Source organism: Mycoplasma sp. CSL7503-lung, from assembly GCF_025515455.1.
In the GTDB taxonomy this organism is placed as follows: Bacteria; Bacillota_I; Bacilli_A; order Mycoplasmatales; family Metamycoplasmataceae; genus Mycoplasmopsis.
In genome coordinates, this window is sequence record NZ_JAOPHP010000002.1 from 20679 (window position 1) to 33524 (window position 12846).

11 protein-coding genes are annotated in these 12846 nt (G+C 26.8%); 1 reads left to right on the forward strand and 10 read right to left on the reverse strand.

Annotated features, from left to right (window positions below; genetic code table 4):
• Window positions 1-48 precede the first annotated feature (48 nt).
• From N9R85_RS00395 to N9R85_RS00415, 5 genes are read right to left on the reverse strand one after another with little or no spacing between them, the layout of a single operon-like run.
• The gene (locus N9R85_RS00395; RefSeq protein WP_262858107.1) at window positions 49-2985 is read right to left on the reverse strand and encodes an AAA family ATPase; all 2937 of its coding nucleotides are present in this window, start codon (window positions 2983-2985) and stop codon (window positions 49-51) included.
• A 7-nt stretch (window positions 2986-2992) separates the two neighbouring features.
• Window positions 2993-3823 (reverse strand): ribonuclease III, encoded by an 831-nt coding sequence (gene rnc, locus N9R85_RS00400; RefSeq protein WP_262858108.1) that lies wholly within the window; start codon window positions 3821-3823, stop codon window positions 2993-2995.
• 2 nt (window positions 3824-3825) lie between these two features.
• Complete coding sequence (gene plsX, locus N9R85_RS00405) at window positions 3826-4797, reverse strand: phosphate acyltransferase PlsX (RefSeq protein WP_262858109.1); 972 nt, start codon at window positions 4795-4797, stop codon at window positions 3826-3828.
• A gap of 1 nt (window position 4798) precedes the next feature.
• Window positions 4799-6448 (reverse strand): DAK2 domain-containing protein, encoded by a 1650-nt coding sequence (locus tag N9R85_RS00410; RefSeq protein ID WP_262858110.1) that lies wholly within the window; start codon window positions 6446-6448, stop codon window positions 4799-4801.
• Window positions 6448-6762, reverse strand: coding sequence for a hypothetical protein (locus N9R85_RS00415; protein WP_262858111.1), 315 nt, complete (start codon window positions 6760-6762; stop codon window positions 6448-6450). Before N9R85_RS00415 ends, N9R85_RS00410 begins: the two co-directional genes overlap by 1 nt.
• A 128-nt stretch (window positions 6763-6890) precedes the next feature.
• Here N9R85_RS00415 and recO point away from each other — a divergent pair, with 128 nt between their 5' ends.
• Complete coding sequence (gene recO / locus N9R85_RS00420) at window positions 6891-7562, forward strand: DNA repair protein RecO (RefSeq protein WP_262858112.1); 672 nt, start codon at window positions 6891-6893, stop codon at window positions 7560-7562.
• A 26-nt stretch (window positions 7563-7588) separates the two neighbouring features.
• Here the strand turns inward: recO and N9R85_RS00425 are convergent, their stop codons facing one another.
• The 5 genes from N9R85_RS00425 to N9R85_RS00445 form a co-directional block, all read right to left on the reverse strand.
• Window positions 7589-8239: a DUF402 domain-containing protein gene (locus N9R85_RS00425; RefSeq protein WP_262858113.1), complete on the reverse strand. Its 651-nt coding sequence runs from the start codon at window positions 8237-8239 to the stop codon at window positions 7589-7591.
• On the reverse strand, window positions 8239-10599 hold the full coding sequence (locus N9R85_RS00430) for an MYPU_1760 family metalloprotease (RefSeq protein ID WP_262858114.1): 2361 nt from the start codon (window positions 10597-10599) through the stop codon (window positions 8239-8241). Before N9R85_RS00430 ends, N9R85_RS00425 begins: the two co-directional genes overlap by 1 nt.
• 36 nt (window positions 10600-10635) lie before the next feature.
• On the reverse strand, window positions 10636-11364 hold the full coding sequence (locus tag N9R85_RS00435) for a class I SAM-dependent methyltransferase (RefSeq protein WP_262858115.1): 729 nt from the start codon (window positions 11362-11364) through the stop codon (window positions 10636-10638).
• A 90-nt stretch (window positions 11365-11454) separates the two neighbouring features.
• The gene (rplQ, locus tag N9R85_RS00440; RefSeq protein WP_174893069.1) at window positions 11455-11823 is read right to left on the reverse strand and encodes a 50S ribosomal protein L17; all 369 of its coding nucleotides are present in this window, start codon (window positions 11821-11823) and stop codon (window positions 11455-11457) included.
• A gap of 1 nt (window position 11824) precedes the next feature.
• A complete protein-coding gene (locus tag N9R85_RS00445; RefSeq protein WP_262858116.1) occupies window positions 11825-12835 on the reverse strand; it encodes a DNA-directed RNA polymerase subunit alpha in 1011 nt (336 codons plus the stop codon).
• Window positions 12836-12846: the final 11 nt, after the last annotated feature.

Here is a 12846-nt window from a genome sequence, read left to right on the forward strand (position 1 = left end):
ACATCATAACAGTTGATTATGATGTTTTTAATATAAATTTCAATTAGCTTATTGGTCTACTTCTGTTAATTTTTTAGCATCTTCAAGTTTAACACTAAAGAAACTTGTAACACCTCTTCTTTGCATTGTTGCACCGAATAAGCTATCTACTCTTGCCATTGTTCCGGTTCTATGAGTAATAACTAAGAATTGAGTTTGTTCTTTTAGTTTTTGTAAATATTCTGCATATCTAACAACATTAGACTCATCTAAAGCTGCTTCAACCTCATCTAAAATACAAAGAGGAAGTGGTCTTGCTTTAAGTATTGCAAACAATAATGAAATAGCAATTAAAGCTTTTTCACCACCTGAAAATAGTTTTAAATTTTTAACTGTTTTTCCAGGAGGTTGTGCAAAGATACTAATTCCACTTTCTAAAATATTTTTAGGATCAATAAACTCTACATATGCTTTTCCACCACCTAGCATTGAACGGAAAACAGCATCCATTTCAACATTAACATCATCAACAATTTTAGTTAAACGATTAATGATATTATTATCTAGATCTTTTATAGCTTCTATTAAAATATTTTTAGCTTCTTTAACTTCGTTATAGTTACTTGTATATTCATCAAATCTTTTTTCGAGTTCTTCTAACTCAGTTATAGAATTTAAGTTTACATTACCAATTTCTTCAATTTCATGTCTTAAATCATAAACCAATTCTTTTGCAGCTTCAACAGACATTGTTAATGGAAAATTATTTTTAGCATTTTCTAAAGTAATTGAATAGAATGAACCTAATCTATCTTTATGTATGTTAAATAAGTTTTCAGCCTTTGTTTTTGCTTTTTCTTTTTCTAAGAAAGAGTTAAGTAATGTATTCAACATTTTTTGTGTTCTTTTTCTAACCTCTTCTATAGAAACTATATCGGCATTAATTTTATTTCTAATTTTTGATTTTGTTTCAAGATCAAAATTAATTATTTTTAATTCATTTTCAAGCTCTATAAGTTTAGTTTCTGCAGAAACGTTACCTTCTACAACTTTTTGAGTTTTATTCAAATCTGAAAATGCAATTGTTGATTTATATTTTTTTAACTTTTCAACTTCTTTTTGAATTTCAACTCTCATTAATGATTCACGAGTATCAAGAGAATTATGTTTAGTTTGTTCACTTTCGATTAATTGAATTAAATTATCTTTTTCTTTTCTTAAGTTTTCAACAATTTGTTTGTGCCCAGGAATAATTTCTTTTAACTGATTAATTTGTCCGTCTAAGCCGATTAAATCACTTGCAATATCCTTGGTTCCACCATGCATAACACCACCTACTCTGATGATATCACCTTCTTTTGTAACAACCATATATTTTTTCTCAACTAAATTAGAAATTTGAGTTGCTACTTTAATGTCTGAAACGACAATAATATTACCTAGTAAAAATTCATTTAAAACTCTATATTTATCATCGATAGTAACTAAATCTTTGGCTAAACCAATAAATCCAGGATTGTTACGTAAAACCAATAAATAATCATCTCTTACAGTTTTCCCTTTTATAGATGCCAAAGGAATAAAAGTAGCTCTTCCACCGTCGTTTGCTTTAAGATAATTAATAGCCTTAACAGCAACATCAGAATTTTCAACAACAATATTTTGTGCGGCTGCTTTTAAAATAACATCAATTGCAGGTATAAATTCTTGTTCAACAGTAAATAACTCACTAACTAAACCTATATAACCTCTGAAAACATGTTTGTTTTGAACAATATTTTTGGTTCCTTGGTGTAGGTTAGTTTGTTTATTTTTCTTTTCAACAAGTAATTTCAATCTTGTTTCAATAGAAATAATTTGATTTGTAGTATTATTTATTTTACGTTCATAATCATTGAATTTTCTACGATATTCATCAATAAGATCAAATGTTTCTTTTTTTTCTTTTACAACTGAGTTGTAGCTATCTTCAAGATATTTAATTTTCTTTTCAGCTATTGTTGCTTCTTCGATTACAGCTTGGATTCTTTCTTCTTCGTTAAAGTTCCCTTGACCATTAACCTTCATTTCTCTAAGAAGGTTATTTTCAGTTATTGTTTTATCAATAATTTGAATTTCTGTTGAAAGAGCTTCTTTTTTACTTGTTAAAGTATTAATTTCATCTTCTAATCCAACAACTTCATCTCTTTTATTTGATATTTTTTCTTCAGATTCTTGAATTTCTTTATTGTAAGATAATTTAGTTTCTTCTACCCCAACTAATTCTTCAGATAAATCTAAATATATTTTTTCATTACGTTCAATCTCATGTGCCAAATAACCAATTTCAACAGAACGTAATTCATCCACTTTTTCTTTATACTTTTTGGCTTTTTCTGCGGCTTCTCTTAAAGGTTTTAATTGCCTGTCCATTTCTTTAATTTTGGCATCTAAAATATCAAGAGAACGTTCAGAACTATCTAATTTTAAAGTAGCTTCATGCTTACGTAATTTATATTTAGAAACACCCGCAGCTTCTTCAAAAATTCTTCTTCTTTCTTCTTCAGAAGAATTTGCGATATCAGAAACAGTACCTTGAGAAATAATCGCAAGAGAACTTTTACCAATACCAGTTTCCATCGCTAAAGCTTTAATCTCTTTGTGTAAAGCTTTTTGATCGTTAATAAAATATTCGTTAATACCTTTTCCACGTTCAAGAGAACGAGTAATTTTAATATACTCACTTTGAATAGAACTTTCACCTTTTCTATTATCAAATGTAAGAGATACAGTTGCTTTTTGCATAGGTTGAACTGTTTTAGAACCTGCAAAAATTACATCTTGCATAGAATCTCCACGCAATTCTTTTGAACTTTGTTCACCTAAAACTCAACGTATAGCATCATTAATATTACTTTTACCAGAACCATTTGGACCAACGATCCCGGCAACACCACCATCAAAACGCAACACAATTGGGTCTGCAAATGACTTAAATCCATGTGCTTCAAACTTAATTAATTTCATTTTTCTCCTAATATTTATATAGCTTTTTTAAAGCATCTTTAGCAGCTTCGATTTCAGCTCTTTTTTTAGAGCTTCCAGAACCTACACCATAAACAATACCGTCTTTTATAGCTTTTGCTACAAAAATTTTATCATTTTCTTCTTTGGTCTCATAAGTAATATTTCTTTTATCTATGTTTTGAAAATATTCTTGTAACTGTGTTTTAGGATCTTTTTCAGTTGTAAACATTAAATTTTCATCAGTGACTAATTTTTCATTGCTGTTTACAACTTTATGCTCCATATTTTCTTTAATTAAATGTTCAAAAATAAAATTACTTGCAAATTCTATTCCTAAGTCAATATAAATAGCACCAACTATAGCTTCGAAAGTATCTGCCTTAACTTTTAATGAATTTTTGACTTCTTCTTCCATTCTACCATTGCCGGTTCTTAAAATATTAATCAACTTCATTTTATCCGATGCCTTAGCTAAAGTTTTTGTGTTAACTATATCTGCTCTCAATCTTGTTAATTCTCCTTGACTTAGATTTTTAAAATTTTTAAAAATTAAATCTGAAGTATACAATTGTAAAAAAGCATCACCTAAAAATTCTAATCTCTCGTAATTAGTTTTTTTTGTTTCATCTTTAGGATCAAAAGATTTATGAGTAGTTGCTAAAATGTAATAATGAATATCATTAGGAACATAATAAAAATTTTTAATAAATCATTTAATTAATTTTTTGGCATAAGATTCTGAAATCTTTAAATTATAATCATTTTTGAATCCCTTTATAAAAGGTAATAATTTAGCTAATATTTGTTCATTTTTTTCTTTATCTATTTTAACTTCCATAATTAACCTTTTAAATGAGACATTAAATCAAATTCTAATGCATTTTTCATATTATTTAGTGCTACTAAAACGGCTTTTCGATCGCTAGCTCCGTGAATTTTAATTGCAGGAGCATTAACTCCTATAACTCATGCAGATGCAATATTTCTATAATCAAAAGTTTTAGCTACTTTTTTAAATGCACCCTTCATTAATAAAGCTCCAATTTTGCTAATTAAACTATTTTTAATATGGATTTTTAACGCATCTTTAAATGTTAATAATGCGCCTTCATAACTTTTTGTAACTAAATTACCACCATAACCGTCTGTCAAGGCAATTTGATATTTACCTTGTAATAATTCTCTTGGTTCTGAAAATCCAATATAATTAAAAGTTTCATTTTTTAATAATTCATGTGCATCCCTTAAAATTTGAGTACCCTTATATTCTTCGATACCTATATTTAATAAAGTAATTTTAGGTTGTTCAACTTTATACATAACTTTATAAAACCTATTAGCTAATTTTGCTCATTCAAGATAATATTCTGGTTTAGCCTCTAAACTTGCTCCAATGTCTAGCATTAGTAATATTTCATTTCTTATAGAATAAGCCATACCCATAAAAGCAGGTCTAGAAACATTTTCAAGTCTTTTTAACTTAAAAGTTAAAGAAGCTAAATAAGAACCACTATCACCACCAGAAATAACACCTTGAGCAACATTATTTCTAACTAAATCTATTGCTTCATTAATAGAAATATTTTCTCGCATCACTTGACGTATATCTCTTGGGTTAACTGATTTTATGTTATTTTGATAAATTTTAATATTTTTGGGTAATGAACTAACATCTATGTTTTCAAAATCACCGACCAAGTGTATTTCGGTGTCTGGGTTATTCTTAATAAATATTTTTGAGCCTTCTAAAGCTTCAATAGAACCGAAGTCTAATCCGTTAGCATCCAAAGCTATTTTATATTTAAATTCCATATTATTCCACTCCTATTAAATAAGAATAATTTGGTTGGCTACCATCAATAACTTGAACTTCAACTTCATAATTTGATTCAATATAATTACTTAATTCGTTAGCTTCGTTTATGTTACCATCTTCACCATAATAAATACTTACAAGTTGACTATCATCTTGAATCATTCTAGATACTAGATCTCTTAATGAATTTGTAATATTTTTATTAGAATTTACAATTTTACCATTTAGTATTGTTAGATAATCATCTACTTTAACTTTTATACCATTTATCTTAGTATTTCTAACTGCTTTTGTTATTTCTCCAGTTGAAACTAATTCTATTGACTCTTCCATCAATTCTTTATTATCTTCAGCACTTGTTTCAGGATTAAAATTTAAAATTGCACTTAAACCTTGCACTTGTGTTTTTGTTGGTATAACAATAATATTTTTATCGCGAACAACTTGAGCAGCTTGTTGAGCAACCAAAATAACATTTGAATTATTAGGTAAAATAAAGACTGTATCAGCATTAACCGAATCGATCGCATTAATTAAATCTTGAGCTGAAGGATTTTGAGTTTGGCCTGATTCTACAACAAAATCAGCACCCAAATCCTTCATTCGTTGAATAATGCCTGAACCTAAGTTACATGATACTACTCCACATAAATTTCTTTTCGAGTTTTCTAAATTACTTTTTATAACTTTAGCGTTTTCTCTTGAACCATTCGCTTGAAGTGTCATATTTTCTGATTTTATTTTTATAAATTCACCAAATTCTTGAACAAAGTTAAGCATATCTCCAGGTTTAATTGTATGTCCATGAACCTTTAAAATATTATCATCATTTACTACAACTAGAGAATTTGCAATCATTTCAAGTTTTTTTGTGAAAGCTTCTTTATTAAAATCTTTTGGTTTATCTAAATCAACTAAAACCTCGGTACAATAACCGAATTCTCCATTATAAACTTCTTCACTACTTAAAAAAACGTTAACATTTTCATTTTCTTCTAATTTAACTGGTCTACCATTAAAATACTCATTTATACCTCAAAATATTTTAAATAAACCTTCTCCACCACTATCGGTAACCCCAACTTCACGTAAAGTTTTAAGTTTATTAGGAGTTTCATCACAACTCTCACGCATAAACTTCAAAAGTTTTGATCAAAATTCATTCAATGTAACTCTACTACTATCAAAACGATAAAACTCTCTTTCTAAATCTTCTGTTGTTTCTCTAATAACAGTAAGCATTGTACCTTCAACAGGTTTAAAAACAGATTTATATGCTGCTTCAGTAGCACTTCTAAAAGCTTTTAATAATGAGTCTAAATTTAATGTTTTTTTATTTTTGCAAGCTTCTGCAAACCCTTTAAAAATTTGGCTTAAAATTACCCCCGAATTACCTCTAGCTGCAAATAACATACTATGAGCTAATTCTTTGGTAACAGTAGCAATATCAATATTTTCATCGTATGAATTTAAAAGTTCGACTGCTGCGTAGGCAGTTGACGACATATTAGTACCAGTATCTCCGTCGGGAACAGGAAAAACATTCATAGCATCGATTTGATTTTTTGCATTTTGTAGTGCCGTTGCACCAGAAATGACAGCTTGTGCAAATTTATAACCAGTTAAATTAATTGTTTTTTTACTCATTATTTAACTCCTTTAACAATTATTATTAATTTATCTAACGAGATTTTATTTTTTTTAAAAGCCCTTTGTACCCTTTTATACAAGTCAGTATTTAACGAGTTAACATTTATACCTTCTAAAACAGTTATAGCTAACTTAAAATTAAAAACATTAGGAGTACTTTCGTAAGCAAAAATACGGTCAATTAATTCTAGATTATCATCATCAATATCTTTTGTAATTTTCTCATCATTTGATAATTCATGAATTGCATGAATACCAGGAATTGAAGTGATTATTTTAAAAAATAATTCGCTTGCTTGTTTTATTTCCACTTAAAACCTCTATTCTAGTATATAAAAAGTAAATAAGTACTTATTTAAGTATTATTTATATTTTACAACATTATTAATTTTTTAATAAAATTTAATTCTAGTAAAATATTAGTGAAAAAAGGAGTTTTATGCCTATTAGCATTAAATTTGGAGTAGTTTTAGAAATAAAACAAATAGAAGAAAATGGATTTATAGTTTCGTTCTTTACACGCAAAGGTATGTTAAGACTTTTTGCTCAAGGTCTGAATAAGACCTCTTCCAAAAATAGAGCAAATTTAATACCGGGTTCAATCGTTGAAATCGAATATTTTCCAAGTAGATTAAAAGATAAAATTGGCCGTCTAAAGAAAGTAACAATTACTCATTTTTTCGATATAACAAATAAGAAAAAAAATAGTTCATTTTTAAGGATAAAAAATATATTTTTAAACTTCAATTTTGCAAATCATTTATTCGATTCTTATAAAGATTATTTTGATAAATTTGATGTTCAAAACTCTGATAAATTTGTTACTTTTATTTATGTTCAAAGCACTGTTTATTTTGGTATTGTACCAATTTTTAATAAATGTAGAATTTGTGGTTCAAGAAAAAATTTAATTGATTTTCAAGCTTCTGAAGGTGGTTTTATTTGTAATAAGCATGGTCATATTTATATAAAAACAAACTTAGAACTTAATGCTTATTGATCTTTATTTCATAATTTTGATAAATACTTACAACTTGCTGATTATAATTTAGATAGAAAAATAAGGTCAGAATTTTATGTTTTAATCAAAGAATCTGGACACATTATATAAAAATAAGTCAACACCAAAAGTGTCAACTAATATTTTAAATATTTATTTAATTTATTAAACATTTCTGTTTCTTCACTATAGCTATTTTTATATTTTTTAGTATATATATTATATGTTTTTAAGTCAATTAATTTATCTTTTAACATCAATTCTAAATAATATGCAATAATTCCTTCGTTAAAAAAATATTCATCTTTATTATATAGAGTAATCACTTCCGTTAATTCATTATAAATATCTTTTTTTAATTGTTCAGGATAATTATACAATTTAGAATTCTCTTTAAACTCTTCTTTATCAACAATTTGTAAATCTCTATTAGGATAGCTTTTTATATCTAAATCATAATCAATAAATTTAATTGTATTATCTTCAAAGATAGGTCTTGAAGCTAAATTTGTATAATACGAATACCCTAATTTTCTCTTGATTAAAACAATGGTATTATATAAACTATCTTTTGGAAAAAATCAAATCGCATCTTCTTTATATTTTCAACCTTTATAATTTTTTGAAGTTTCGACAACTCTAGTGCCTTTTAACGAAAGAACTATATGTCTTTTATTATGAAAAATTATTTTAGCATTAGATCATTGCCGGTATAATTTTCCATTATGTTTATAAGCTTGAATATTCACCATTTGTCCAATTTGGACTTTACTAAAGTCTCATTTCATTAAATATATTCCTCTATTTTTGTTCTATTATTTTCGTCTTTTATGACTTTGTATTTAAGCAATTGAGTATTTGTTATGCTAGACCTTTGCGATGATACTCATCTTTGTTCTGGTAATGTTATTTGTTCGCTATCTAATTCATTTTCTTCTGCAATACCGTTTTTATTTAAATCTGTTCATAAATAAATTAAAGAATTATTTTTAATATTAACAAACTCTTTTGTTATATATTGATAATAATTTTTATTTTTTGGATATAAACGATTTGCTATTTGATTTTCTCTATCCTCAGTATTTGTGTTGGTGTTTGGATCTATCAATATTGCTCCTTGATCAAAATCTTTGTGACCAAAGAAATTAAATAAATCATAATATTGAATTCCTATTGTTTTATAAATTTGATTATTAGAATCTTTAAGCACTATACCACTAATATTTTTATTATCTAAAAATCCAGTAAATTTTATTGTTTTAGCTTTTTTCTCATCGATTGAAACCCCGTTTGAACCAACTCATTCAAAATTATTATCAAAATAAATTTGTGAAATTGTCTTACCATAACCCATTGTTTTTAAAAACAATTCATAAAAATCTTCTGATCTACTTTTGGTTTTATATTCTGGCAATTGACCAATAATATATCTTCCGTTATAATTAACTCCTGTTTTTTCGGTATATTTAAAAGTTGAAATATCAAAAACTGAAGTAGGGTACATTATAGCACTTAATCTTGGCTCGCCAGTATTAGGGTCTATTTTACCGTCCTGAAACATATATTGTCTTCTAAAAGAATCGAAATTATTTAAAAATACTTTACTCCAATCATCAGCATTTGCTGAAGGTGAGAAAATTAAAGTTTTATCTCCGTTATCTTCTTTATATGAATGGAGACCAAATCAACCAATACTTGATTTGCTTGTTAATCTATTTTCATATGCTTCATTTACATGATTCATATTAAAGTAGGCTTCATAAGCGAATTTTAAATATTCTCTAGGTAAAAGTTCAGTAAGAGAATAATAGTATTTAATTTTAGAATAATCTAATTTAAATGATTCACTCGGAGAATATGATAAATTAACATAATTCTCTGGATTTTTAAGATATTGTGGACCTGTTTTTGAATTAGAAATATTTCATAAATCATTTGCAGAAAGCTTCCTATACATAAAACTTAATTCTGTTCTAAGAGCTAAATCTGGACCCCCAAATAAAGATAAAGTTTCATAATCTATAAAACCTTTTTTATCTACATCGTAATTTAATAAATTATAAAATTTATTTGTAAAAAAAGCATTTCAATATTGTCTTGAACCATGGGTATGATTATCCTTAGAATTTGAGTTAGGATCATAATAAATATCAATTCTTTTTTTACCATCGATATCATTAATTGTACTTTCAACTTCAACTTCAGGATCACTAACTAAACCTGTTTCTGCATAAGATGTAGCTCAATGATGAATATATTCATGAAAAACAGTAGGCATAATACCGCCTATTCTTTGATATTCATTAAAAGATTGTTCGCTTAAAATAGAGCCATTAATATAAATTGTTTTTGTAGAAGGAATGTAAAGTCCATTCGCATTTTTACCAATAATTTTAAAATCATTAATATTAATTCCATCAAGATCAAAAACTTCTGTACCAAATGGTATTTTTCTCTTAAACTCTTGAGCTAATTTAACAATACCACTTTTTCCTAGTAGGTATCTATGATCATTTTGATTTGTATAATACGAAAAATCTCTGAAAAATATTTTTGTATAAGGATCTTGATATTCATAGTAAAAACGACCATCATTTGTTTTCATTTCTTTTATATCATCTAAACTAGTAATTGAAGTATCGTTCAATTCAACTAAATCATTATATAATTCTTCGTTTGAAATCGAGGTATTATATGATGTTTCATTTCTCAAAATAGGAAATAAGCTAATATCGGTAAGCTCTTTAATTAAAGGTTTATTTTCTTTTTCGTCTTCTTCGTTTTTTGAATTATTATCACTTATTTTGTTGTTATCAGAATTATTATTTGAATCTGTTTTTGTTTCATCTAAAGGTTTATTTTGGTCATTTTCATTAGGAATAGAATTATTAGTAGATGCACTATCATTCGAAGTGTTTGTATTATCATTTTTATCTTTTGGAGTTTGATCAAATCCGTTATTTGCATCAAAAGTGTTTGAAGTTCCGTCGTTTTTTATTACGATTCCTGATTCTGTTTTTGTCGTTTCTTTCGAATCGTTGTTACCTAATAAAAAATCGAGCGGTTCACAACTTATTGTTAATAAAACCGGTGAAATTAACAATGAACTAGCTGCTATTTTTTTGATTAATGATAACTTATTTTTCATCTTTTTCTCCTTATTTTAATTGATATATTAATTATATTATTTTTTTAAAATAATAAAATGAGTATTATTCGCAAATTCCTTTACTTTGTAATTTTCTGTGAAATTTTTATCTCTGTCTATAATTTCTAAAATTGTAAATTTTGTTTTATTTAATACTTTTATTAATTCTTGATAAGAATACAAATGCATAAAATCACATAAATTATTTTCATTTAAAAAAATATGATCTCCGTATTTTTTTATTTTAAATTCATTGCATTTTAGTATTGTTTCTTCTTCAGGTTGAATATATGTTTCTTCATTTCTAATAATTGTTGAAAAAATAAAAATTCCACCAGGCTTTAAAACTCTATATATTTCATTTAAAGCATTTATTCTTCCTTCTTCGCTTGGAATTCCAGGCCATCCATTAAAAGAGAAAAGAGCATATTCAAATGAATTGTAGGTGTAATTTAATTTTGATGCATTTGCTGTTTCAAATCTAACATTAATATTATCATTTTTTGCCAAGTATTTAGCGGTATCAATCATATTAGATGAAATGTCAACACCTAGAATATTAGTAAATCCTTTTTTAACTAATCCAAATGTAGTTCTACCTGTTCCGCATCCTATATCTAATAATTTAAAATTCTTATTTTCAAAATACTTTTCAAATATAAATTCTTCAGATTTTCAAAGACCTATTGAAGAATTTGATTTTGCATATCTTACCACTGTTCGATCATCTTCAAAAACACTCTTATTATTGTTGTTAAAATTCATTTATTTATTATAACAAAATAAAACTTCTTGTTCGAATTATTCAGAATAAAAAATATTCGGTTTATTCCGAATATTTAATTATTATTTGAATTAATCTACAAGTTCAATAATTGCCATTCTTGTATTGTCACCAAGACGTTTAGGCAATTTAATAATTCTTGTGTAACCACCTTGTCTTTCTTTATATTTTGGTGCAATAGTGTCAATTAAGTGTTTGTAAACTTTTTTGTCTGAATTTTTAACAGTAATAGGTCTTACATAACTTGTAATTACACGGACATTAGCTAATGTAGGGTTTTTTGCTTTAGTAATCATTTTTTCAGCATGTTTTCTTAATTCTTTAGCTCTTGTTAAAGTTGTTGTTAAGTGACCGTTTGCGAATAATTCACTTGTAAGTGAACGCATCACACCATTTCTTCATTTTGTATTACGTGAATAAATTTGTTTTGGATTAGCCATATTATTCTTCTCCCTCTTTTAATTGTAAACCATGTTCTTCAAGTTTTTCAATAATTTCTTGTACAGATTTCTTACCTAAGTTCTTAATTCCTTCAAGTTCTTCAAATCTCATTTCAGCAACTTGACTAAGTTTTTTCTTACCGCTTTTCTTAAGTGCATTTAAAGAACGGACAGATAGTCCAAGTTGTGTAATATCTAAATCATCTTCAATTTGTTGTGGTTCTTCAATCTTTGGTTCTTCAAAAATTTGAACGTCTTCCATATTTTCAACGCCACCGATAACTCTAAATAATCCAATTAACATTTCTGAAGCATATTTAACAGCTTCTTTCGCAGTAATTGAACCATTTGTAACCACTTTAAATTCTAACGCTTCTTCTATTTTAGTTGAATCGGAATTTAATTCTTTAACATCTCATGTTACAGTTTTAATTGGAGCAAAATTAGAATCAACTGCTAAAAATTCAGCACGTTTGATATCTGTTTCTAATTTTGATTTTAAATCTTTGTCATTAATATAATTTTTATTTTCTTCTTCAGACATAAATCCACGCCCTACACGAAGAAATAGTTCAAGATTTAATGCATCAGGTGAATTAACTGTAGCGATATATTGGTTTGGATTGATGATTTGAACACTAGGATTACTTACTTCCATTGATTTAGCTGTGATTTGTCCAATTTCGTTTGATTTAAGTTTAACCTTAACAATTTCATCATCAGCAACATATGATGGAGAATATGTGAAATTAACTTCTCTTAGGTTCATTATTAATGATAGAACATCTTCAGTAACATCTTTAAGTGCTTTGTAATGAAACTCCGCACCCTCTATTCTTACACTAAAAGGCGCTAAAGTAGGCATACTTGATAAAATCATTCTTCTAAGTGCAACACCTAAAGTTTTACCAAAACCTCTTTCTAATCCTTCTAATATAAATGTTACTTCATTGTCTGAAACAACTCTAAATTCTGGTTTTTTTCTATATGATAATGGTTTCATTTTTTCCATATTTAGATTTC